The following is a 23,190-nucleotide window of genomic DNA, read 5'->3' as shown; positions in this document are numbered from 1 at the left end:
GGCGCCGACCTCCCCCGGCTTCCAACTACTCGCTGTGGTGCTGTACCGCTGTGGTGCTGTGGTTACCGCTGTGGTGCGAAGCGCTACTTCTTCTCGACCGCGTGGCCGCCGAACTGGTTGCGCAGCGCGGCGATCATCTTCATCTGCGGGGAGTCGTCCTGCCGCGAGGCGAAGCGCGCGAAGAGCGACGCGGTGATCGCGGGCAGCGGCACGGCGTTGTCGATCGCCGCCTCCACCGTCCAGCGTCCCTCGCCGGAGTCCTGGGCGAAGCCGCGCAGCTGCTCCAGGTGCTCGTCCTCGTCGAGGGCGTTCACGGCCAGGTCCAGCAGCCAGGAGCGGATGACGGTGCCCTCCTGCCAGGAGCGGAAGACCTCGCGGACGTCGGTGACCGAGTCCACCTTCTCCAGGAGCTCCCAGCCCTCGGCGTAGGCCTGCATCATGGCGTACTCGATGCCGTTGTGGACCATCTTCGCGAAGTGACCCGCGCCGACCTTGCCCGCGTGCACGGCGCCGAACTCGCCCTCGGGCTTGAGGGCGTCGAAGACCGGCTGTACGCGGGCCACGTCCTCGGCGGCGCCGCCGTACATGAGCGCGTAGCCGTTCTCCAGGCCCCACACGCCGCCGGAGACACCGCAGTCGACGAAGCCGATGCCCTTGGCCTTCAGCTCCTCGGCGTGCTTCTCGTCGTCGGTCCAGCGGGAGTTCCCGCCGTCGACGACGACGTCACCGGGCGACAGCAGCTCGGCGAGCTCGTCGACCGTGGACTGGGTGGCCGCACCGGCCGGGACCATGACCCACACGACGCGGGGGGCCTGCAGGCTGTCCACAAGCTCCTGCAGGCTGTGGACATCCGCGAGGTCCGGGTTGCGGTCGTATCCGATGACGGTGTGGCCTGCGCGGCGGATGCGCTCGCGCATGTTGCCGCCCATCTTGCCGAGACCGACGAGACCAAGCTCCATCAGGTGGTTCCTTAAGCGTTGTGGCCGTCTTTGCCGGGGCTTCCCCGGCCGTGTCCTCGCCGGACGCGCAGGGGGTCGCCCACCGGATCCGAGCCTACGCCGGGCCGTGGCGGCGGGCCTTGCGGGCGCTCCATGGCGGCCCGTCCGGCTTTCCCGGTTTTCCCGCCGCCCTCCCCAGCCTGTGGACGACGTCGGGCCCGGTCCCGCTGCGTGCGAGACCGGGCCCGACGTCGATAGGTGGGCGTCAGCCGGACAGGCGCACCGGCATGATCAGGTACTTGTAGGCCTCGTCGGCCTCCGCGTCGATCGCCGGGCGGCCGCTGAGCAGCGCGGGCTTGGTCGACGTGGTGAAGCTGAGCTGGGCCACCGGGGAAGCGATCGCGCTCAGGCCGTCCAGCAGGAAGGTCGGGTTGAAGGCGATCGAGATGTCGTCGCCGTCCAGCTGGGCGTCGACCCTTTCCACAGCCTGTGCGTCGTCGGAGGAGCCGGCCTCCAGGATCAGCACGCCCTGCTCGAAGCTGAGGCGGACCGGGGTGTTGCGCTCGGCCACCAGGGCCACGCGCTTGACGGCCTCGACGAACGGGGCGGTCTCGATCACGGCGACGGAGTTGAACTCGGTCGGGAAGAGCGTCCGGTACTTGGGCAGGTCGCCCTCGAGCAGCCGGGTGGTGGTGCGGCGGCCGGCGCCCTCGAAACCGATCAGGCCCTCGCCCGCGCCGGAGCCCGACAGCGCCAGGGTGACCGTGTCACCGCTGGTGAGCGAGTTGGCGATCTCCTGGAGCGTCTTGGCGGGCACCAGGGCCACGGCCGACGCATCCGGGTTCTCCGGCTTCCACAGGAACTCGCGGACCGCGAAGCGGTAGCGGTCGGTGGAGGCCAGGGTGACCCGGTCGCCCTCGATCTCGATGCGGACACCGGTCAGCACCGGCAGCGTGTCGTCACGGCCGGCGGCAGTGGCCACCTGCTTGGCGGCGGAGGCGAAGACCTCACCGGCAACGGTGCCGGTCGCGGTCGGCATCTGCGGCAGTGCCGGGTACTCCTCCACGGGCAGGGTGTGGAGGGTGAACCGCGAGGAGCCGCAGACCACGGTCGCCCGTACACCGTCTGTGGAAATCTCCACCGGGCGGTTGGGGAGGGCGCGGCAGATGTCGGCGAGCAGTCGGCCGGAAACCAGGACGGTGCCGTCCTCCTCGACGTCCGCCTCGACGGAGACCCGGGCCGAGACCTCGTAGTCGAAGCCGGAGAGGCTCAAGGTGCCCTCCTCGGCCTTCAGCAGCAGGCCCGCGAGAACGGGCACCGGCGGCCGGGCCGGGAGGCTACGGGCGGCCCAAGCCACCGCCTCCGCCAGTACGTCGCGCTCCACCCGGATCTTCACCGGAACCGCCTCCTGCTGTTGCTCGCTCGTCTGCCGACCTTCGTCGTCGGCCCGTCGATGCCTCGACCGATGCCGGGGACCAGTCTGACCTACGGCGCCGACACTCGGTGCGGCTGGCGGTCAAGTCGGGAGCGAGGCGTCGGGGCGGGCGATCGACGAGTTGTGCACAGGACCCGCTTGAAAACCGAAACCGGCCTAACTCTCTATGGGGGTAGTAGTAGGGCCTGTGGAAACGGTGGATAAGCCCGTTCTCGCAGGTCAAACCCCGTTTTTTATCCACCGACCCTGTGGGTGACACCGGTGGACAACCCCGTGTCTCTGTGGAGAACGAAAAGTTCTGCACAGGCTGTCCCCAGGTGACCCCGATTACTCCACAGGTGCGTCCCCAGCTTTCCCCCGGTACTCCACAACCCAAACGTCTACATCGGTGTGACGGCTTTCACTCCGGGCGGTGAGAGGGGGTGGTGCGTTGCCGAACAGTGGACAAGGGTGTGGAGAAGCCCGCGCATCCTGTGCACAGGACGTGGAAATCTGTGGGTCGACGGTGGACAACGCCGTGGACAGGGCTGTGGACGAAATATTTGTCCACAGCCTGTGGATGACGTTTGTGCACAATTCCACAGGGGCCTGACCAGCCCTGATGGAGCCTCACCCCGCACGCCTGTGGACAGATTGTGGGTGACGCGCCCCGTCCCCAGGGTGTGGACGGAAGAAAGTCTCCCAATCTGTGGATGAGTTGCTCCACAGGGGGCGTATTCGAACAGGTCAGGGGCGCGCGCACGAAGAAGGGCGCCCCCGTTATGGACCGGGAGCGCCCTCTAAATGCGTGTGAAGGGGCCCTGGAGCGGCCCCGAACCGGGTGTCGGGGGCCGCGCTCAGGCGTTCTTGATGCGGTTGGTGAGCTCGGTGACCTGGTTGTAGATGGAGCGCCGCTCGGCCATCAGGGCGCGGATCTTGCGGTCCGCGTGCATGACGGTCGTGTGGTCGCGGCCGCCGAACTGGGCCCCGATCTTGGGCAGGGAGAGGTCGGTGAGCTCACGGCACAGGTACATGGCGATCTGCCGGGCGGTGACCAGGACCCGGCTGCGCGAGGAGCCGCACAGGTCGTCCACGGTCAGGCCGAAGTAGTCCGCGGTGGCCGCCATGATGTCGGTGGCCGTGATCTCCGGCGCGCTGTCCTCGCCGCCCGGGATCAGGTTCTTCAGGACGTCCTCGGTGAGGCCCAGGTCGACCGGCTGCCGGTTGAGGCTCGCGAAGGCCGTGACCCGGATCAGCGCCCCCTCCAGCTCGCGGATGTTGCGCGAGATGCGGGAGGCGATGAACTCCAGTACCTCCGGCGGGGCGTTGAGCTGCTCCTGTACGGCCTTCTTGCGCAGGATCGCGATGCGGGTCTCCAGCTCGGGCGGCTGGACGTCGGTGATCAGGCCCCACTCGAAGCGGTTGCGGAGCCGGTCCTCCAGGGTGACGAGCTGCTTGGGCGGCCGGTCGGAGGAGAGCACGATCTGCTTGTTGGCGTTGTGGAGCGTGTTGAAGGTGTGGAAGAACTCCTCCTGCGTCGACTCCTTGCTCGCGAGGAACTGGATGTCGTCGACGAGCAGGATGTCCATCTCGCGGTAGCGCTTGCGGAACGCGTCGCCCTTGCCGTCGCGGATGGAGTTGATGAACTCGTTGGTGAACTCCTCGGAGCTCACGTACCGCACCCGGGTGCCGGGGTAGAGGCTCCGCGCGTAGTGCCCGATGGCGTGCAGCAGGTGCGTCTTGCCGAGGCCCGACTCCCCGTAGACGAAGAGGGGGTTGTAGGCCTTCGCGGGTGCCTCGGCGACGGCCACCGCGGCGGCGTGCGCGAAGCGGTTGGAGGCGCCGATGACGAAGGTGTCGAAGAGGTACTTGGGGTTCAGCCGGGCGGTCGGCTCCAGCGGGCCCGAGGTGGAGCCGCCGGACGGGGACGGCGGCGCCGCGGGTCGGCCGGGGGCCTGGCGCGGTGCCGGCTGCTCGTACTGCTGGGGCTCGTACGGCTGCTGCTCGTACGAATGGGACTGGTGCTGCTGGGCCTCGTACGGGGACGGCTCGTACTTCTGCTGCTCGTAGGAGCCCTGGTCGTAGCCGGAGGGCTCGGACTGCTGGAGGTATCCGGGCTGCGGGGAGGCGTACGGGTCGCGTTCGGGGAAACCGCCGAGGCGCGGCTGCTGCCAGCCGTAGTCGTCCTGTTGGCCGCCGCGGGGCCAGGCGCCGGGCTCGGGGCGCTGCTGCTGGTAGTCCGGGTAGGCCGGGCGGGCGGTGGGGAGCTGGTCGTCGCCGGGGCGCTGGCCGCCGTACGGCTCGTACCCGCCCTGCTGCTGGACGGGCGGAGCGGGGGGCGCGGGCTCGCCGGCGGAGTCGTCCACGGTGATGGCGATCCGGATCGGGCGGCCGCATTCACGGCTGAGCGCGTCGCTGATCAGCGGGGCGAGGCGGCCTTCGAGGACGCGCTTGCCCCATTCGTTGGGGACGGCCAGCAGCGCGGTGTCGGCGACGAGTGCCAGGGGCTGACACCGCTCGACCCATTGCTTGTCCTTGGGCTCGATCCCCGGCTGTCCCTCCCCGAGGAGCTTTTCGAGCACCCTTGGCCACACTGCGGCAAGATCGGCAGGTACGTCAGCCACAGAGCACGCTCTCTCACAGGGGTCCCACGAATGTGTGGTTCTTTGGGACGGTCGGGACAAAAAATCCGGGGTCAGGCAACGGTAGTCAGGCCAGCGGGTAGGGTTCAAGTCGTTGTCCACAGCCTGTGCACAGTGTGGGGCCAGGTCGGCTCGGTTTGACCGGATGGCGTAGCCGCGCGTACCGTAACCAGGTCGAGTTGTCGATGGCTGCTGCCGCCTGCCTACCGATGGGCGAAGGTCACTGATAGTGATCATTTAGCGGTGCCACTCGGGCGAACACGCGAGTTTCCTCGTGGGCGCACGGTGACAGCCAGGCGATGTCCCGCCACAACGATTCATTCTCTGGAGCCCCCGAGTGAGCAAGCGCACCTTCCAGCCGAACAACCGCCGTCGCGCCAAGACCCACGGCTTCCGCCTGCGGATGCGTACCCGTGCCGGTCGCGCGATCCTCGCGAACCGTCGTGGCAAGGGCCGCGCCGCCCTTTCCGCGTAACAACACGCAGGTCGTGACGTCGTGCTGTCTCCCGATAATCGGCTGAGGCGGCGCGAGGACTTCGCGAGCGCGGTACGCCGAGGTCGCCGGGCCGGTCGCCCGCTCCTCGTCGTCCATCTACGTACAAGCGGTGCAACGGACCCGCACGAGCCGGGGGAGATCGATCCCTCGACGCGTGCGGGTTTCGTCGTCAGCAAGGCTGTCGGCAACGCCGTCATACGTAACCGGGTCAAGCGCCGTCTGCGCCATCTGGTCCGCGAGCGGCTGTCCCAGCTGCCCGCCGGTAGCCTGGTGGTGGTACGCGCGTTGCCCGGAGCGGGTGATGCCGGCCCCGACGAGCTGGCCCGGGACCTGGATGCCGCTCTGGTGCGGCTCCTGGGAGGCGTGGCTCGATGAAGTACCCGCTGCTCGCTTTGATCAAGCTGTACCAGTGGACGATCAGTCCGCTGCTCGGGCCGGTGTGCCGCTACTACCCGTCGTGTTCGCACTACGGGTACACGGCCATCGACCGGCATGGTGCGGTCAAGGGGACGGCCCTGACCGCCTGGCGGATCCTGCGGTGCAATCCGTGGTCCCCAGGTGGCGTGGACCACGTCCCACCCCGTAAACGCCCGCGTTGGCACGAGCAGCTGCGCAGTGCGTTGCGTAGATCTCGCAATGCTCAAGGAGCCTGATTAGTGGACACGATTGCCAGTCTGTTCAGCTTTATCACTTACCCCGTCTCGTGGATCATCGTCCAGTTCCACTCGATGTACGGGGCGATCTTCGGTGAGTCGAGTGGGTGGGCCTGGGGCCTGTCCATCGTGTCCCTAGTGATCTTGATCCGTATCTGCCTGATCCCGCTCTTCGTGAAGCAGATCAAGGCGACGCGGGGCATGCAGGCGCTCCAGCCGAAGATGAAGGCGATCCAGGAGCGCTACAAGAACGACAAGCAGCGTCAGTCCGAAGAGATGATGAAGCTGTACAAGGAGACGGGCACCAACCCGCTCTCCTCGTGCCTGCCCATCTTGGCGCAGTCCCCGTTCTTCTTCGCCCTGTACCACGTGCTGTCGAACATCGCCGATGGCAAGGCGGTCGGCGCGATGGACCAGCAGCTGGTCGACAGCGCCCGTGCGGCCAAGATCTTCGGCGCGCCGATCGCCGCGAAGTTCATGGACAGCCCGGAGAAGGTCGCCGCCCTCGGTGCGACGCTGACGGACGTCCGGATCGTGACCGCCGTCATGATCATCATGATGTCGCTGTCGCAGTTCTACACTCAGCGTCAGCTGATGCAGAAGAACGTCGACCTCTCGGTCAAGACGCCGTTCATGCAGCAGCAGAAGATGCTGATGTACATCTTCCCGGTGATCTTCGCGGTCATGGGCATCAACTTCCCCGTCGGTGTCCTCGTCTACTGGCTGACCACGAACGTGTGGACCATGGGTCAGCAGATGTACGTGATCAACCAGAACCCGACGCCGGGCAGCAAGGCGCAGGACCAGTACCTGACCCGCCTGCTGAAGCAGATCACCTCGCACGGTGAGCTCAAGGGCCGGGGCAGGAAGCGGGTCGTCGCGGCGATCGTCGCCAAGGGCCCGGACCGCAACGACAACGAGCGCAAGTTCATCGCCGCCCTCACCAAGCAGGGCATGGCCGCGCAGCCCGACGGCTCGGTGATCAAGAGTGTCGAAGCCACGGCGGACTCGGATGCGGCGAGCGGCGGTGCCGCGAAGCGGCAGCAGCCGAAGCGCCAGTCGAAGGCGCAGCGTCAGACCCCCAGCAAGCCCGCTCCCAAGAAGTAAGAAGGAGTCTCTCCCGTGACGGAAGGCACCACCACCGCCGCCGCTGAGAGTGGCGACACCCTGACCCGCCTCGAGCAGGAGGGTGAGATCGCGGCCGACTACCTCGAGGGTCTGCTGGACATCGCTGACCTGGACGGCGACATCGACATGGACGTCGAGGCCGACCGGGCCGCGGTGTCGATCGTCAGTGACTCGGCCAGCCGTGATCTGCAGAAGCTCGTGGGCCGCGACGGTGAGGTTCTGGAGGCGCTCCAGGAGCTCACCCGCCTCGCCGTGCACCGGGAGACCGGGGACCGCAGCCGGCTGATGCTGGACATCGCCGGGTTTCGCGCGAAGAAGCGCGAGGAGCTGGCGGCCCTGGGCGCTCAGGCCGCGGCGGACGTAAAGGCGTCGGGCGAGCCGCTGAAGCTGGCTCCGATGACCCCGTTCGAGCGCAAGGTCGTCCACGATGCGGTGGCGGCCGCCGGTCTGCGGAGCGAGTCCGAGGGCGAGGAGCCGCAGCGCTTCGTCGTCGTGCTCCCGGCCTGATCGTCGACGCGAGTTGTTCGGCCCCGTCTGTGTCGCAGACGGGGCCGATGTTTGTCAGCCTGGCCTGACAGGTGAACGACGCCTCACTTGAAGACGTGGTTTTCAAAAACCATGCGGTACGGAAGGACGGTCCCCGTGACGGAGGCAGCTGAGCTTCCCCCGGCGCCTGAAGAGGCGCGCGCGGTGTTCGGTGAGTTTTTCCCGGAAGCTGTGCGGTACGCGGAGCTGCTGGCGGACGCGGGAGTCAAGCGGGGCCTGATCGGGCCGCGTGAGGTGCCGCGCCTGTGGGAGCGGCACCTGCTGAACTGCGCTGTGCTGTCGGAGGTGGTGCCCCAGGGCGTCACCGTGTGCGACGTGGGCTCGGGTGCGGGTCTGCCCGGTATCCCGCTCGCTCTGGTGCGACGGGATCTCAAGATCACGCTGCTCGAACCGCTGCTGCGGCGTACGACCTTCCTCCAGGAGGCCGTGGAGCTGCTCGGCCTGGACCACGTCACGGTGATGCGCGGGCGGGCCGAGGAGGTCCTGGGCAAGCTGCAGCCGGTGCACGTGGTGACGGCGCGGGCGGTGGCTCCGCTGGACCGGCTGGCTGGCTGGGGAGTGCCCCTGCTGCGGCCGTACGGCGAGATGCTGGCGCTGAAGGGCGACACCGCGGACGAGGAGCTGGTGTCGGCGAAGACGGCGCTGGCGAAGCTGGGTGTGGTGAAGACCTCGGTGCTGCAGGTGGGCGAGGGTCTGGTGGACCCGTTGTCGACGGTGGTGCGGGTTGAGGTCGGCGAGAGCCCTGGAGGGGTGAGGTTCGCGGCCAAGCGGGCTAAGGCGGCCCGGGTGGGGCGTACCCGCCGGCGCCGGTAGTTCTCCGCTGATTTGCTGGCAGCCGGGGCCCACACGGGAGATTTCATCCGTGTTGGGCCCTATAGGTATGGATTTCGGAGTGTCGTAGCGGCCGGGAGACTCCCTCCGGGCATCGTGTTTCACGTGAAACGTCGCTCTCTGCTGCACGGAATCATCAGCCGCGGTCGTGCGGCTTCCTCCTCCCGCGAGCGCAAGGACGCAAGGGGGACAGAGTTGTCCACATCGGTGGATTCATCCACAGGAGTACGGGCCCCGCTGGTTCGCGACCCGGGTGACATGGGAGGCTCTGTTCATCGCGAGCCTGATGTCGAGGAGAGTGACACCGTGCGGTCCGACGCCAACCTCGCGGGGCCGATGGCCGATCCGGTCCCCGGTCCCCGCTCTGAACCGGCGGGTGAGGATGTTTCACGTGAAACATTGCCTCCGCCTCTTGTAGACAACGACACCCCCATCGGCCGAGCCGCTCAGCAGGCGGTCGACGCCCTGGGGCGCACCGGTGAGAGGCTTCCCCGGCCGAATCAGACCCGGGTCATCGTGGTCGCCAACCAGAAGGGCGGCGTGGGCAAGACCACGACGACCGTGAACCTGGCGGCGTCGCTCGCGCTGCACGGTGCACGGGTCTTGGTGGTCGACCTCGACCCGCAGGGCAATGCGTCCACGGCGCTGGGCATCGACCACCACGCCGACGTGCCGTCCATCTACGACGTGCTCGTGGACAGCCGGCCGCTGCTGGAGGTCGTCCAGCCGGTGGTGGACGTAGAGGGGCTCTTCTGCGCTCCCGCCACGATCGATCTGGCGGGTGCGGAGATCGAGCTGGTGTCGCTGGTGGCGAGGGAGAGCCGCCTCCAGCGGGCGATCCAGGCGTACGACCAGCCCCTCGACTACATCCTGATCGACTGCCCGCCCTCGCTCGGCTTGCTGACGGTGAACGCACTGGTGGCCGGCGCGGAGGTGCTGATCCCGATCCAGTGCGAGTACTACGCGCTGGAGGGTCTGGGTCAGCTGCTGCGCAATGTCGATCTGGTGCGGGCCCATCTCAACCCGACGCTCCACGTGTCCACCATCCTGCTGACGATGTACGACGGCAGGACACGGCTGGCCTCGCAGGTGGCGGAGGAGGTGCGCAGCCACTTCGGCAAGGAGGTGCTGCGGACGAGCATCCCTCGGTCGGTGCGCATTTCCGAGGCGCCGAGCTATGGGCAGACGGTGCTCACGTACGACCCGGGTTCCAGTGGTTCCCTCTCCTACCTGGAGGCAGCGCGAGAGATCGCGTATCGAGGGGTCGGCATTCATTACGACGCTCGGCACGCCCATCTGGGCCCGGGCAGCAACAGCACGCACAGTGTGGCGGAGGGGATCCAGTGAGTGAGCGACGTAGGGGTCTGGGGCGGGGGCTCGGTGCGCTGATCCCCGCGGCTCCGCAGGAGAAGACGCCGCCGGTGATCAGCGCCGCGACGACGTCCCCGTCGGCGGTGCCGACGATGGCTTCGGAGCGTGGGGTGGCGGCGGCGAAGCTCGCTGCGCTCGTACAGGCCGATGTTTCACGTGAAACATCGCTTGCGGTTGTGCCGGTGGCCGAACCCGAGCCCCAGTCCGAGCCGGAGAGCGATGTGGTGGCGGGGGCGACGTTCGCCGAGCTCCCGATGGACGCGATCACGCCGAACCCGCGCCAGCCGCGCGAGGTGTTCGACGAGGACGCGCTTGCCGAGCTGGTGACCTCCATCCAGGAGGTGGGCCTGCTCCAGCCGGTGGTGGTGCGGCAGTCGGCCCCCGGTCGCTATGAGCTGATCATGGGTGAGCGGCGCTGGCGTGCCTGCCGCGAGGCCGGGCTGGAGGCCATTCCGGCGATCATTCGGGCGACGGACGACGAGAAGCTGCTGCTGGACGCGCTGCTGGAGAACCTGCATCGGGCTCAGCTGAACCCGTTGGAAGAAGCGGCGGCCTACGACCAGCTGCTCAAGGACTTCAACTGCACGCACGACCAGTTGGCCGACCGGATCGGGCGCTCGCGTCCCCAGGTGTCGAACACGCTGCGACTGCTCAAGCTGTCCCCTTCGGTACAGCGTCGGGTCGCCGCGGGAGTGCTGTCGGCCGGACACGCGCGTGCGCTGCTCTCGGTGGAGGACTCTGAGGAGCAGGACAAGCTGGCGCACCGGATCGTGGCCGAGGGGCTGTCGGTGCGTGCGGTCGAGGAGATCGTGACGCTGATGGCCTCGGAGCCGTCGAGTGCGGTGAAGCCGAGGGGCCCGCGTGCGGGTGCCCGGGTGGCCCCGGCGCTCAGCGAGCTGGCGACGCGGCTGTCGGACCGGTTCGAGACGCGGGTGAAGGTGGATCTGGGCCAGAAGAAGGGCAAGATCACCGTTGAGTTCGCCTCGATGGAGGATCTGGAGCGGATTTTGGGGACGCTGGCACCGGGCGAGGGTCGGGTGCTGGATCAGGGTCTCGCCGGGGAGTGATCCCGGGGCCGCCCAGGGGCGGACCGCAACGGTGTGAACCGGTGCGGTCCGCCCCTTCGCTTTGCTGTCGAAGAACGATGGACCAGTGGATACGATGCGGTCATGGGTCGTCGGCTGGTACCGCTCACGCTGGACAACCTCCAGGACCTGCCCCGTCGTTGCCGGTCCTGTGTGTTTTGGGAGTTGGACCCGGTCAGTGGTGAGGCCGCGGTGAAGGCGGGTACTCCCACCCAGGAGAAGGAGGCGTGGATCTCCGCCGTCCTGTTGGAGTGGGGATCCTGCGGCCGAGTGGTCTATGTGGACGAGGTCCCGGTGGGCTTCGTCCTCTATGCGCCGCCGGCGTACGTGCCGCGGGCCACCGCCTTTCCGACCAGCCCGGTCTCGCCCGATGCCGTCCAGCTGATCACTGCATGGATCATGCCGGGGTACCAGGGCCAGGGGCTGGGGCGGGTCATGGTCCAGACGGTGGCCAAGGACCTGCTGCGGCGGGGCTTCCGGGCGATCGAGGCGTTCGGGGACGCGCACTGGGAGGGCCCGGCGTGCCTGCTGCCGGCCGACCACCTGCTCGCGGTGGGCTTCAAGACGGTCCGCCCGCACCCGGTGCATCCGCGGCTGCGGCTGGAACTCCGCTCGACGCTGTCGTGGAAGGAAGACGTGGAGCTGGCACTGGACCGGCTGCTGGGTGCGGCGCGCAAGGAGCCGGCGCTCCGGCCGCTGTGAGCGCGAGACGCGGAACGGGGCCGCCCCTGGAGGGGCGGCCCCGTTTCACGTGAAACATCGATCGCGTCAGGCGGTCTTGACCTCGACGAACTCGGAGAGGTCGCGCAGGATGGCGGCCTTCGGCTTCGCGCCGACGATGGTCTTGGCGACCTCGCCGCTCTGGTAGACGTTCAGCGTCGGGATGGACATGACGCCGTACTTCGCTGCCGTGGCCGGGTTCTCGTCGATGTTGAGCTTGACGATCTCGATCTGGTCGCCGTACTCGGCAGCGATGGCCTCGAGGGACGGCGCGATCTGGCGGCACGGTCCGCACCAGGCGGCCCAGAAGTCCACCAGTACGGGCTTGTCGCTCCTGAGGACCTGCTCGTCGAAGTCAGCGTCGGTCACGTTCTTGAGGGTGCCGGCCACAGCGGCCTCCTTCTTCTTTCCTGCGGGGTGTGGGGTGGGGCGGTGTGGGGGTCAGACCGGTCAGACCGCTGCGTGGACCTTCTCGGCGTCCGCGAGCGCAGCGAGGAAGCGCTCGGCGTCGAGGGCGGCGGAGCAGCCGGTGCCCGCGGCGGTGATGGCCTGACGGTAGGTGTGGTCGACGACGTCGCCGGCGCCGAACACGCCGGTGGCGCTGGTCCGGGTGGACGGGGCCTCGACCTTGAGGTAGCCCTCCTCGTCGAGGTCGAGCTGGCCCTTGAAGAGCTCGGTGCGGGGGTCGTGGCCCACGGCGATGAAGAGGCCGGTCACGGGAAGCTCGGAGGTCTCACCGGTCTTGGTGTTGCGCAGGGTGAGGCCGGAGAGCTTCTGATCGCCGCGGATCTCGGCGACCTCGCTGTCCCAGGCGAACTTGATCTTCGGGTCGGCGAAGGCGCGGTCCTGCATGGCCTTCGAGGCGCGCAGGCTGTCACGGCGGTGGACGATCGTGACGGACTTGGCGAAGCGCGAGAGGAAGGTGGCCTCCTCGATCGCGGTGTCGCCGCCGCCGACGACGGCGATGTCGTGGTCCTTGAAGAAGAACCCGTCGCAGGTGGCGCACCAGGAGACACCGCGGCCGGAGAGGGCGTCCTCGTTGGGCAGGCCGAGCTTGCGGTGCTGGGAACCGGTGGTGACGATGACGGCCTTGGCGCGGTGCACGGTGCCGGCGGTGTCGGTGACGGTCTTGATTTCACCGCTCAGGTCCACGGCCACGACGTCGTCCGCGATCAGCTCGGCGCCGAAGCGCTCGGCCTGAGCACGCATGTTGTCCATGAGGTCGGGGCCCATGATGCCGTCCTGGAAGCCCGGGAAGTTCTCCACCTCGGTGGTGTTCATCAGGGCGCCACCCGCGGTGACGGCACCTTCGAAGACCAGCGGCTTGAGCGAAGCGCGTGCGGTGTACAGGGCGGCGGTGTAACCGGCCGGCCCGGAGCCGATGATGATCACGTTTCGGACGTCGCTCACGGGTTTCTTCCTCGTCTCTGCGGACTGCGTACTGCCAACCGGGGGCCGGTGCGGACTCTCACCCCACCCAACGGATCCTACGGCGCATGCATTCCCCACCCGCCCCACCACGGCCCCGAGCGCCTCGGCTACCGCGGATAGGTGCTCGTCAGAAGGACCTTCCCGGGGTCTGCCGAACCGGTTCGCTCGCACGCCGTGTCGACGAGGTAGGCGTCAACACGGGCGGAGTCGGCCGGGTGCGGCAGGACGAGGAGGTAGACGGGGGTGCCCTGGTAGCTGCCGCGTTCGGCGGCGAGCGGGGTGTCAGGGCGACCGGTGGCCTGCTGGACACAGGAAGGGACGGAAGGCGCTGCCCGCTTGTCTCCGGGTGCGGTGTTCTCCAGTCCGAGGGTGTTGTTCTGCTCCGCGGGAACGTTCTTTGCGCCCTGATCGGCCCCGATGAGCTGCCTGACACTGTTCTGGAGCCCCTGAGCGGTGTAGCTGCCTTCGCCCGTGGCGGCGGACGGCCGCGCTGCGGAGTCGGATGCCTCGCCACTGGCGGCGGTTCCGTGGGTGGGCGTGCCCGAGAAGTCGCCGAACAGGAAGATGCCCAGGGCGCAGGCGGCGGCTCCGGTGAGACCGGCGAGGACGGCGATCCGGCGCCGCGCACGGCGTCGCCCGGGGCCGGTTGGGCCGGTCGGGTGACCGGCGGGCCGGGGGTACCTCCCAGCGGTAGCTGGGGGCGTTCCACGTGAAACATCGCGGTCCGGCGTGCGGGGCCGGTCGGCCGGTACGGCCTCGGCCTGTGGCTGGGTGGCGTCGAGGAGGGCCTCCGCGGCGAGGGCCGCGTCGATGCGGCCGGCGATGTCTGCGGGCATCCGGGCCGGCCCCGGCAGGGTGCCGAGGAGGGAGCGGATCTCCTCCAAGGAGGTGCGGACATCGGCGCACAGGGTGCAGTCGCCGAGATGGCGGCGGATTTCGGCGGTACGGGACGGGGAGAGGAGACCTTCGGTCAGGTCGGAGATCTCCGAGACGTCCGGGTGCCGGATCGTGCCGGTCGTGCCGGACATGCCAGTGGGCGGGGTCACGGTCGTCCACCTCCGCCCTTCACAGCGTCTGGGTCTGGATGCCTGGGTTCTGCCGCTGGTGGGACGGGTGGGCCCGGCGTCCGGTTCCTTCCCCGCTCGGTGGCGGTGTTATCCCCGGCATTCGTGCGCAGATGAGTGAGGAGCGGCAAGAGTTTCGCCCGGCCGCGCGCACAGCGGCTCTTCACGGTGCCGGTGGGGACGTCGAGGATCCGGGCGGCCTCGGCGACGGGGTACCCCTGCATGTCGACGAGGACCAGCGCGGCTCGCTGGTCAGCCGGGAGCGTGCTCAGAGCGGCCAGGAGCTGGCGATGGAGGTCCTGGCGCTCCGCAGGGGCCTCCGCGGACTCATGGGGCTCCAGGAGGCGCTCCAGGCGGTCCGTATCGTCGAGGGGGGCGGTCCGGCGGGAGGCGGCCTTGCGGGCGCGGTCCAGGCAGGCATTGACGGTGATGCGGTGCAGCCAGGTGGTGACGGCGGATTCCCCGCGGAAGGTGTGCGCGGCCCGGTAGGCGGACACCAGCGCGTCCTGCACGGCGTCGGCGGCCTCCTCGCGGTCCCCGAGGGTCCGCAACGCCACGGCCCACAGTCGGTCCCGGTGCCGCCGCACGATCTCCCCGAAGGCCTCGGGATCCCCGGCGACGTGCCGGGCCAGGAGCTCCTGGTCCGAGGCGGGGGCGGGGCCGTCAGGCGCAGGCCTCATGATTCCCCTCCTGTTGGAAGCCGAGCACATGTCGATCCGGGTTCGTCCCGGAGCGGACCCGCGCGGCCGGATACCCCGGGAGGTCTGCGGGAAGATCCTTCCCGCAGACCTCTTGCCCGGACCGGACCGGGCCGCACACAGCGCGGGCAGCGCTAGGAGATCCGGGAGAAGACGACGTTCGTGATGCCCTGCTTGTACCCGGCCGTGCTGAACTCCGAAGGGCCGGCCATGGGCATGGCCGTGAGCCACAGCACCACGTAGCGCGTCTTGACCGGAGTCTCGGTGGCGAGCTCCAGCTGCTTCTCCTTCGTCGTCCCCGTGGCGATCTGCTTCATGCTCTTGATCGGGGTCGACGACGACAGGCTCGGCGCGGCATAGAGCGTCGCGGTGGTGTGGTCTCCGGGGAACCGGAACGCTATCGAGGCCGCACTCACCTCCTGTTCTTCGCCGAGGTCGAAGACGAGGCCGAGCCCCTCTTTGAAGGCCCCCATGTCAGGGCCGTCGTCGTACCGGTAGGTCCGCCAGAACGAGGTCGCGTCGTTGTCGTAGGCCTTGGAGACCCCGTCGAGATCCTGGGGCTTGTCGTCCGGGTAGTACTCCGCCGCCCCCTTGATGGCCAGCTCGGTCCGCTCCGGCGCCTTCGGGTTGTCTTCGGGCCCGGGCTTGGTGTTGTTGCTGGTGCCGCTGTTCCCTTGCTGGCTGGTGCGGCCCAGGAGGGTGTCGGCCAGCTGCCAGCTGCCCAGGCCGAGGGCGGCGATGAGCAGGGCGGCGACGCCCCACTTCAAGGCCCGGCCGGTACGGCTCTCCAGCGGGGCCGGCGGCGGGACGACGGGACGACTCTGGACGGTGTTCAGACCGGGAGGCGTGGGGCGTCCGTAGCTGCCCTGCTGGTAGGTGGTGTGCTGGTACTCCGGCGGAGCCGTGAAGACGGGCTCCGGCGGCCGGATGCGGGGCATCGCGGCCACGGCCTTGGCCAGCTCGTCAGGGGTGGTGCAGGCGGGTTCCTGACGGGAGGCGGTGGCCCCGTCGTTGGCGAGCGCGCGCATGGCGAGTTCGCCCAGTCCCCGGTGGACGCCGGCACGCACCTGGTCGGGGGCGATCAGCCCAACGCCCTTGGGCAGGCCGGTGAGGCCGTACGCGTCGCTCTCGTACGGCCAGCGCTGGGTGAGGGCGGCGTACAGGAGCGCGCCGATGGCTTCGGTGTCGGCCCGCTGCGGGGTCTCGCTGGTGATGCCGCGCAGGGCGGCGTTCACGGCGAGGCCGCGGATGCGGTACTGGCCCGTGGAGGTGCGCAGTATGGCGCTGGGCGTCAGCCGCAGATGGGCGAGCCCCTCGCGGTGCGCGGCGGCCATGGCCTGGGAGACCTGGCTGACGAGCTGGTAGGCCTCGTGGGCCTCCAGCGGGCCCGCGGCGAGGAGCGCGGTGAGCTCGGTGGCATCGGGCAGCCACTCGTGGACGACGTAGACGACGTCGTTCTCCTCCACGGCGTCCAGGACCTGGACGAACCGTGGGTCGCCGAGCAGGGCCGAGGACCGGGCGGCGGCCAGGACGGAGCGGGCGCGCGCGTGGTCGGCGGGCATCAGGTGCACGCCCACGGCACGGCGCAGCTTCTCGTCCATCGCGCGCCAACTGCTGAATCCGTCCACACGGGTGACGCACTCTTCCAGCCGATAGCGTCTGGCGAGCTTGTGTCCGCTGTGCAGTTCGGGTGCAGCCGCAGGGGCCGCGTTGGTGCGTTCGCCGTCCTTGTCGGGCATGGGTCCGTCCGCGGCTCGTCCGTTCTGGGTGTCCACCCCGTCGGACGTGGCCTGTGCCGCCTGAGCGGTCAGCGGCTCATCGCCGCTGTTGTCGGCCACGTCGACGGCAGCCGTGCTACGTTCCGCCACCGTCGTTCCTGCCTCCCCATCCGTTGCGCGCTGTCAGCCAGTCTGCGAAGCCATGCCAATTGTGCCCACAGTCCGACGCTAAGCACGACACACGAAAGGGGGCGACGGTTGTGCGCATCAGCGCCCCAAACGTCCGCGGACCATTCCGACCATCGCGTTGAGCTCTTCGATCCGCATCCGCTTGGCGGCGATCAGGAACACCACGGCAAGGGCGATGCCGCCGGCGAGGAGGGCGGTGACGGAGCCGGCGACTCCGCTGCCCAGCCACTGCGTGACCCCGAAAGCGGCCGCGCCACCCACGGCGGCGGCCGGGACGCAGGCGCCGATGAGACGGGTGTAGGTGCGCATGACGTGCGCCCCGTCGAGGTCGCCACCGAGCCGGGTGCGCAGGCGCCGCCAGGCGACGCCGACGCCTACGGCGTAGCCGAGCCCGTAGGCGGCGGCCATGCCGACCACCGCCCACCGGGCGGGGAGGACGAAGAAGGAGATCGCCGAGCCCGCCGCGTTGACCGCGGCGACGATGACGGTGTTGTAGAAGGGCGTCCGGGTGTCCTCGTAGGCGTAGAAGCCGCGCAGGACCACGTACTGGATGGAGTACGGGATCAGGCCGAGGCCGAACGCCATCAGGATGTAGCCGATGTTCTGGGCGCCCGAACCCGAGCCGGCGTAGAGCAGGGTGGCCATCGGGACACCGAGGGCGAGGAAGGCGAAGGCGCAGGGCACGATCGCGACGGCCGAGGTGCGCAGCCCGTAGGAGATGTCGTCCCGGACCGCGGCGGCGTCACCGTCGTGCGCGGAGCGGGAGATGCGGGGCAGGACGGCCGTCATGACGGAGACGGTGATGATCGCCTGCGGCATCTGCCACAGCAGCAGCGCGTATTGGTAGCCGGTGAAACCGGTGCCCGGGTGGCCCTGCTTCTCGGCGACCGAGCCGGCCCAGGTGGCGAGCTGGGTGACGACCACGAGGCCGGCCTGGTTGGCGAGGACGAAGAAGAACGTCCACTTGGCCAGGCCCGCGGCCTTGCCGAGGCCGTGGCCCCGCCAGTCGAAGCGCAGGCGCGGCTTGAAGCCCGCGTCGCGCAGGTACGGCAGCATCGCGAGGGCCTGGACGGTGAGGCCGAGCAGGGTGCCCAGGCCCAGCAGGCGGACGCCCTCGGGGGTGACCGTGCTGGCGTTGACGCCGGAAGTGGTGAAGCCGCCGAAGGCCCAGATGAAGGCGCCGAAGGTGGCGATGACCACGATGTTGTTGAGGACCGGGGTCCACATCATCGCGCCGAAGCGGCCGCGGGCATTGAGGATCTGACCCAGGACCACGTGCACGCCCATGAAGAACATGGTGGGCAGGCAGTAGCGGGCGAAGGCGACCGCGACGTCCATCTGCTCGGGGTCGGAGGCGATCTTCGGCGACATCATCGTGATGAACACCGGTGCGGCCAGGACACAGATGGTGGTGACGGCGGCCAGCAGCACGACGACGAGGGTCAGCAGCCGGTTGGCGTACGCCTGCCCGCCGTCACTGTCGTTCTTCATGGCCCGGACCAGCTGCGGGATGAAGACGGCGTTCAGGGCGCCGCCGCCGACCAGCACGTAGATCATCGTGGGCAGCGTGTTGGCGATCTGGTACGTGTCGTTGAAGGTGCCGACGCCGATGGCACCCGCGATCGCCAGGGTCTTCAGGAAGCCGGTGAGGCGGGAGACGATCGTGCCCGCGGCCATGAGCGCGCTGGACTTGAGCAGGTTCGCTGCCCGTCCGGCGGGCTTGCTCGGTGCCGGTGCGGCGACGGGGGCTTCCTCGACGGCGGTGCGGGGCGCCGCCTCCTGGTCCCGGTACAGGTGCGCGAAGGCATCCGGTTCGGGCTGCTCGTCCGAGGCACCGGTGACGAGGGAGTCCACGCCGACGAACTGGGTGGTGGTGGCGTGGTCACCGTACGGCAGGTGGCGCGAGGGACCGTCCGGCTCGGGCGGCGGGGTCTGGGCCCAGACGCGCGGGTCGGGGGAGTACGAGGGCGCGGTCGGCGCGGCGTAGAGCGGGCCGGGCTCCTGGTAGGTGCCGGGCGGCGGCGGCGGGTGCGAGGCGCGGTCGTAGAGCACCTCGGCGACCGGGTCCTGGGCCGACAGGTCGTGGGACCGGTACGGGTCGTGGTCGTAGGCGTCCTGGACATACGGGTCACGTTCCGGCGCGGGCGCAGGCGCGGAAACCTGCCCGGGCACCGGGGTGCCCGGGGCAGCGCCCTGGGAGGGCGCAGGCCCACCAGTGCCCTGCGCGCGGTCACCGTCGTACGGCGCGTTCATCGAAACCCCACCTCATCGTCCCCAGGCCGACCGGCCACGGCGTCAATCAACGGTCCACTGTCTCACTCGCGCCGGACCCCTCGGTGCTTTGCGCTCCGGTGTCAGGGGACTCGTCACTCGGCTGCGTGCTCTCCTCGGCGGCCGCGCGTGCTGCGACGCGCTTGCGACTGGCGTACATCTTGATGCCTGCCAGGACCAGGAGGAGCACACCGCCGGCGATGACGAGCATCACGGTGGGCGTGATCTCGGTGGCTTCGACGGTGAACTTGCGTTCCTTGCCGTAGGGGACGCCGTCCTTGGTGAACAGCTGCGCCGTGACCTCGACGGGGCCGCTCGCCGTGGCGTTGGCGGTGAACTTGACCGTCTGGGTGTGGTCGCCCTGGACGGTGACCTGCTGCTCGGCCTGCCCGCTCTTGCCGAACATCAGGCGGGTCGGATTGGCGGACTTCACGCGCAGCACGAGGTCGTGGACGTCCTGGACCAGGCTGTTCTGGACGCTGACCGGGATGGTGGCGCTGTGCCCGGACAAGGTGGCGTCGGACTTGGGGATGACCTTGACCTTCTCGGTGAGACCGATCAGGTAGTCCTGGGCCTGGTCCCGGTAGAGGCGGGCCTCCTCGGGACGCCCGCGCCAGGAGGTGGACATCTCGCGGTTGGTGGTGTTGCCGAAGGGGATCTCCACGCGGTCGGGCGCGGCGAGGATCACCTTGAAGCGGTCGAGGGTGTTCTGCGTGGCGCGGATCTTCTCGAAGGCCGACACAGGCAGCTCCTGCTTGCGCAGGGACTCGGGGTACTGGCCGGCGCCCGGCACCTGGGTGGTGGCTCCGGGGTCGGGCTTGGCGGCGGCCGCGGCCTCGAGGTCCCCGGGCTGGGTCCAGCGGCCCGCCTGGAGGCCGCGTACGGCTTCGGCCATCGACTGGACCTGGCTGACGCTGGGCATCCGCTGTGGGGCGACGACGAAGCTGCGCGGCTCGTCGGTCTTCTGCAGGTTCAGGGCGAGGCTGTGGGCGAGGAACCGCTGCACGGCGAGCGTGGAGGTTCCGGCGTCCAGCATGTCGCCCTCGAAGGCGGTGGACAGGTCGGCGTCGGCGACGACGGCGGTGGTGCCGGCGCCGATGGGCCGGGCGGCCGAGGGCGTGTAGCCGAGGGCGCCGCTTTCCACGAGGCTGTCGCTGCGGGTGAGGACGTTGTGGGCGCCGGCCGAGGTGGCGACATTGACGATCGAGGGATCGATGGCGCCGTCCACGGGCCAGGAGAAGTCCGTGGACGCGGGAACGTGCAGGACCGTCTCGACGGCCTGCTTCGCCTTGTCGGTGGCGGGGCGCAGCTGGCCCAGGGTGCCCGAGACGTCCTTGCCCTGGTGGGCGAGGGAGGCGAGGTCGGGATCGGCGAACGGCAGGGCGACGACCTTCTTGCCCTGGACGGCCGCCTCCAGGGAGCTCAGCCACTGCTCGGCGACGGCCTTGTTCTTGCCCTGGACGGGCTTGCCACCGGGGCTGCGGACCCGGTAGCCCTTGGTCATCGCGTCGACCGCGTAGAGGAGGTCGGGGTCGATGACCCAGGTGATCGGGAGGTCCTTGCCAAGGGTGACCATCTGCTCCAGGCGCCCGCCCGGCTTGATCTCGTCGGCGAGGGAGTCGTCGAGGAAGACGGGGGTCTGGAGCTCGTCGGAGCCGGTCTCCGCCGTCACGCGCGTGGTGGAGATCAGCGGCCAGGCGTAGGTGAGCTGCGAGCGCTTGGCAGCGGCCTCGGGCTGCCAGGGCAGGAAGGTCCGCTTGATGCCCATCACCTGCTCGGACGGCCTGCTGTTGGTCACCCCAGACAGGGAGACGCCGAGCTGGTAGACGCCGTCCTTGTCCAGCTCCAGCTTGTTCACCGGGATGGTGAGCGTGAACTCCTGGCTGATCTTCGACGGCAGGGAAGCGATCTTCACCGCGAAGGCCGAGTCGATCTCACCCGGGTCGGTGCCGGCCCGGAAACCGGTCCGCTCGGCCGCCTCGTCGATGGACGAGCGGTCCGCGAGCGCGGGCCCGACCCGCAGACCGACATGTGCGTCGGTGATGGTCTCGGCACCGGTGTTGAGCACGGTGCCCCGGATGGTGAGGGTGTCGTTCTTCACCGGTGCCGAGGGGGTCATGGAGGTCAGCTGGACGTCCACGGCCGAGGCCTGCGCGGCCTCGGCCCGGGGGGCGGGAGAGTAGATCAGCGCAGCCAGTACGGGCGTCCCGGCGAGCAGGACGATCGCCCGCCGCAGCCACCGGCGCCGGGCAGGAGCGGGGGACGCCCCCTGGTTGTCAGCCGCCTCGGCCACGCGCTAGCCCGTCCCTCGAAGTGTCAGTGGTCGTCTTTTGTGCGTCCACGCATGGTAACGAGGCCCGCTGTGTGCGAGTGCCGCGCCTTGCTCCACATGATCGGCTCAGGACCCCGGGGGCGGCGTACCGGGGTGGCCGCAAAACGGGGCGGCCCCTGGGGAGCCGGGCACGTACCCTTTTCTGTTGTGCCGAACGCCAACGAAGACAATCCCAGTGCCCTGAGTCAGGTGCAGCGCCGCGCGGTCAGTGAACTGCTGCGGGTCGCTCCTGTCGCCGACGAGCTCGGCCGCCGTTTCCAGGAGGCGGGCTTCCGTCTCGCCCTGGTCGGTGGGTCCGTCCGCGACGCGCTGCTGGGGCGTCTCGGCAACGATCTCGACTTCACCACCGATGCCCGCCCCGAGGACGTTCTGAAGATCGTCCGGCCGTGGGCGGATTCGGTGTGGGACGTCGGTATCGCCTTCGGCACCGTCGGGGCTCAGAAGAGCGCCCGCGTCGGGGACACCGTGCGGAACTTCCAGATCGAGGTGACGACGTACCGCTCGGAAGCGTACGACCGTACGTCGCGCAAGCCCGAGGTCTCCTACGGCGACTCGATCGACGAGGACCTGGTCCGGCGTGACTTCACGGTCAATGCCATGGCCCTGGCCCTGCCCGAGCAGGAGTTCATCGATCCGCACGGCGGTCTGCAGGATCTGGCCGCCGGCGTGCTGCGCACGCCCGGAACCCCGGAGGAGTCCTTCTCCGACGACCCGCTGCGGATGCTGCGGGCGGCGCGGTTCGCCGCGCAGCTGGACTTCGAGGTCGCCCCGGAGGTCGTCGTGGCCATGAAGGCGATGTCCGAGCGGATCGAGATCGTTTCCGCGGAGCGGGTCCAGGGCGAGCTGAACAAGCTGATCCTTTCCGCCCACCCGCGCAAGGGTCTGGGACTGCTGGTGGATACCGGGCTGGCCGACCGGGTGCTTCCCGAGCTGCCCGCACTGCGGCTGGAGAGTGATGAGCACCACCGGCACAAGGACGTCTACGACCACTCGCTGATCGTGCTGGAGCAGGCGATCGCGCTGGAGGAGGACGGCCCGGACCTGGTCCTGCGGCTCGCGGCGCTGCTGCACGACATCGGCAAGCCCCGCACCCGCCGGTTCGAGAGCGACGGTCGGGTCTCCTTCCACCACCACGAGGTGGTGGGCGCGAAGATGACCAAGAAGCGGCTCACCGCCCTGAAGTACTCGAACGACATGATCAAGGACGTGTCCCGGCTCGTGGAGCTGCACCTGCGCTTCCACGGCTACGGCGACGGGGAGTGGACCGACTCCGCGGTCCGGCGCTACGTCCGCGACGCCGGTCCGCTGCTGGAGCGTCTGCACAAGCTGACTCGGTCCGACTGCACCACGCGCAACAAGCGCAAGGCCAATGCCCTCTCCCGGACCTATGACGGGCTGGAGGACCGTATCGCGCAGCTGCAGGAGCAGGAGGAGCTGGACGCGATCCGGCCCGACCTGGACGGCAACGAGATCATGCAGGTGCTCGACGTGCGCCCCGGCCCGGTGATCGGCAAGGCCTACGCCTTCCTGCTGGAGCTGCGGCTGGAGAACGGCCCGATGGGCCGTGACGCCGCCGTCGTCGCGCTGAAGGAGTGGTGGGCCGCACAGGCCTGACCTACGGACGACGGGGGCCGATGTTTCACGTGAAACATCGGCCCCCGTC

The 23,190-nt window shown here is 69.3% G+C and carries 20 protein-coding genes; 10 read left to right on the top strand and 10 right to left on the bottom strand.

All coding sequences use genetic code 11. The annotated features are described in order from the left end of the window. Positions 1-83: 83 nt before the first annotated feature. The 3 genes from gnd to dnaA form a co-directional block, all read right to left on the bottom strand. Entirely contained in the window at positions 84-959 is an 876-nt protein-coding gene (gene gnd / locus ACIQK6_RS11720; RefSeq protein WP_109779282.1) for a phosphogluconate dehydrogenase (NAD(+)-dependent, decarboxylating), read from the bottom strand. Positions 960-1,203: 244 nt separating this feature from the next. Continuing rightward, a complete protein-coding gene (dnaN, locus tag ACIQK6_RS11715; protein ID WP_329100195.1) occupies positions 1,204-2,334 on the bottom strand; it encodes a DNA polymerase III subunit beta in 1,131 nt (376 codons plus the stop codon). Between the two features lie 875 nt (positions 2,335-3,209). Then, positions 3,210-4,976: a chromosomal replication initiator protein DnaA gene (dnaA, locus tag ACIQK6_RS11710; RefSeq protein WP_402694722.1), complete on the bottom strand. Its 1,767-nt coding sequence runs from the start codon at positions 4,974-4,976 to the stop codon at positions 3,210-3,212. Positions 4,977-5,331: 355 nt separating this feature from the next. Here dnaA and rpmH point away from each other — a divergent pair, with 355 nt between their 5' ends. From rpmH to ACIQK6_RS11665, 9 genes are all read left to right on the top strand, one after another. Next, on the top strand, positions 5,332-5,469 hold the full coding sequence (gene rpmH / locus ACIQK6_RS11705; protein WP_008741645.1) for a 50S ribosomal protein L34: 138 nt from the start codon (positions 5,332-5,334) through the stop codon (positions 5,467-5,469). A 21-nt stretch (positions 5,470-5,490) separates the two neighbouring features. Next, positions 5,491-5,865, top strand: a complete 375-nt coding sequence (rnpA, locus tag ACIQK6_RS11700; RefSeq protein ID WP_329100197.1) for a ribonuclease P protein component — start codon at positions 5,491-5,493, stop codon at positions 5,863-5,865. Continuing rightward, complete coding sequence (gene yidD, locus ACIQK6_RS11695; RefSeq protein WP_076043740.1) at positions 5,862-6,143, top strand: membrane protein insertion efficiency factor YidD; 282 nt, start codon at positions 5,862-5,864, stop codon at positions 6,141-6,143. Before rnpA ends, yidD begins: the two co-directional genes overlap by 4 nt. Before the next feature lie 3 nt (positions 6,144-6,146). Further along, entirely contained in the window at positions 6,147-7,250 is a 1,104-nt protein-coding gene (gene yidC / locus ACIQK6_RS11690; protein ID WP_329100198.1) for a membrane protein insertase YidC, read from the top strand. A gap of 15 nt (positions 7,251-7,265) precedes the next feature. Further along, the gene (locus ACIQK6_RS11685) at positions 7,266-7,778 is read left to right on the top strand and encodes a R3H domain-containing nucleic acid-binding protein (RefSeq protein WP_030008408.1); all 513 of its coding nucleotides are present in this window, start codon (positions 7,266-7,268) and stop codon (positions 7,776-7,778) included. A gap of 135 nt (positions 7,779-7,913) precedes the next feature. Next, positions 7,914-8,630 carry a 16S rRNA (guanine(527)-N(7))-methyltransferase RsmG gene (rsmG, locus tag ACIQK6_RS11680; RefSeq protein WP_329100199.1) on the top strand — a complete coding sequence of 239 codons (717 nt, stop codon included), beginning with the start codon at positions 7,914-7,916 and terminating at the stop codon, positions 8,628-8,630. A 276-nt stretch (positions 8,631-8,906) separates the two neighbouring features. Beyond that, positions 8,907-9,995: a ParA family protein gene (locus ACIQK6_RS11675; RefSeq protein WP_329100200.1), complete on the top strand. Its 1,089-nt coding sequence runs from the start codon at positions 8,907-8,909 to the stop codon at positions 9,993-9,995. Next, positions 9,992-11,086, top strand: coding sequence for a ParB/RepB/Spo0J family partition protein (locus tag ACIQK6_RS11670; RefSeq protein ID WP_329100201.1), 1,095 nt, complete (start codon positions 9,992-9,994; stop codon positions 11,084-11,086). Before ACIQK6_RS11675 ends, ACIQK6_RS11670 begins: the two co-directional genes overlap by 4 nt. Positions 11,087-11,188: 102 nt before the next feature. Further along, positions 11,189-11,806, top strand: a complete 618-nt coding sequence (locus ACIQK6_RS11665; RefSeq protein WP_329100202.1) for a GNAT family N-acetyltransferase — start codon at positions 11,189-11,191, stop codon at positions 11,804-11,806. A gap of 66 nt (positions 11,807-11,872) precedes the next feature. Here ACIQK6_RS11665 and trxA read toward each other — a convergent pair whose 3' ends face one another. From trxA to ACIQK6_RS11630, 7 genes are all read right to left on the bottom strand, one after another. After that, complete coding sequence (gene trxA, locus ACIQK6_RS11660) at positions 11,873-12,214, bottom strand: thioredoxin (RefSeq protein WP_030008403.1); 342 nt, start codon at positions 12,212-12,214, stop codon at positions 11,873-11,875. Between the two features lie 60 nt (positions 12,215-12,274). Next, positions 12,275-13,234: a thioredoxin-disulfide reductase gene (gene trxB, locus ACIQK6_RS11655; protein ID WP_109779288.1), complete on the bottom strand. Its 960-nt coding sequence runs from the start codon at positions 13,232-13,234 to the stop codon at positions 12,275-12,277. 128 nt (positions 13,235-13,362) lie between these two features. Next, positions 13,363-14,301 (bottom strand): hypothetical protein, encoded by a 939-nt coding sequence (locus tag ACIQK6_RS11650; protein WP_329100203.1) that lies wholly within the window; start codon positions 14,299-14,301, stop codon positions 13,363-13,365. After that, the gene (sigM, locus tag ACIQK6_RS11645; protein WP_329100204.1) at positions 14,298-14,999 is read right to left on the bottom strand and encodes an RNA polymerase sigma factor SigM; all 702 of its coding nucleotides are present in this window, start codon (positions 14,997-14,999) and stop codon (positions 14,298-14,300) included. The genes ACIQK6_RS11650 and sigM overlap by 4 nt, the downstream gene beginning before the upstream one ends. A gap of 152 nt (positions 15,000-15,151) precedes the next feature. Next, complete coding sequence (locus tag ACIQK6_RS11640; protein ID WP_329100205.1) at positions 15,152-16,885, bottom strand: protein kinase family protein; 1,734 nt, start codon at positions 16,883-16,885, stop codon at positions 15,152-15,154. A gap of 117 nt (positions 16,886-17,002) precedes the next feature. Continuing rightward, positions 17,003-19,177, bottom strand: coding sequence for a murein biosynthesis integral membrane protein MurJ (gene murJ, locus ACIQK6_RS11635; RefSeq protein ID WP_329100206.1), 2,175 nt, complete (start codon positions 19,175-19,177; stop codon positions 17,003-17,005). A gap of 46 nt (positions 19,178-19,223) precedes the next feature. Then, entirely contained in the window at positions 19,224-21,488 is a 2,265-nt protein-coding gene (locus ACIQK6_RS11630; protein WP_402694721.1) for a DUF6049 family protein, read from the bottom strand. 186 nt (positions 21,489-21,674) lie between these two features. Here ACIQK6_RS11630 and ACIQK6_RS11625 point away from each other — a divergent pair, with 186 nt between their 5' ends. Continuing rightward, on the top strand, positions 21,675-23,141 hold the full coding sequence (locus tag ACIQK6_RS11625; RefSeq protein WP_402694720.1) for a CCA tRNA nucleotidyltransferase: 1,467 nt from the start codon (positions 21,675-21,677) through the stop codon (positions 23,139-23,141). Positions 23,142-23,190 lie beyond the last annotated feature (49 nt).

It is taken from the genome of Streptomyces sp. NPDC091682, from assembly GCF_044756625.1.
Lineage (GTDB): Bacteria > Actinomycetota > Actinomycetes > Streptomycetales > Streptomycetaceae > Streptomyces.
This window is presented reverse-complemented; position numbering and strand designations above follow the sequence as displayed.

Bases quoted from the DNA above. Each gene is read 5' to 3' on its own strand.
- gnd (WP_109779282.1), bottom strand. From the start codon at position 959: ATGGAGCTTGGTCTCGTCGGTCTCGGCAAGATGGGCGGCAACATGCGC.
- yidD (WP_076043740.1), top strand. From the start codon at position 5,862: ATGAAGTACCCGCTGCTCGCTTTGATCAAGCTGTACCAGTGGACGATC.
- ACIQK6_RS11665 (WP_329100202.1), top strand. From the start codon at position 11,189: ATGGGTCGTCGGCTGGTACCGCTCACGCTGGACAACCTCCAGGACCTG.
- murJ (WP_329100206.1), bottom strand. From the start codon at position 19,177: ATGAACGCGCCGTACGACGGTGACCGCGCGCAGGGCACTGGTGGGCCT.
- ACIQK6_RS11675 (WP_329100200.1), top strand. From the start codon at position 8,907: ATGGGAGGCTCTGTTCATCGCGAGCCTGATGTCGAGGAGAGTGACACC.
- sigM (WP_329100204.1), bottom strand. From the start codon at position 14,999: ATGAGGCCTGCGCCTGACGGCCCCGCCCCCGCCTCGGACCAGGAGCTC.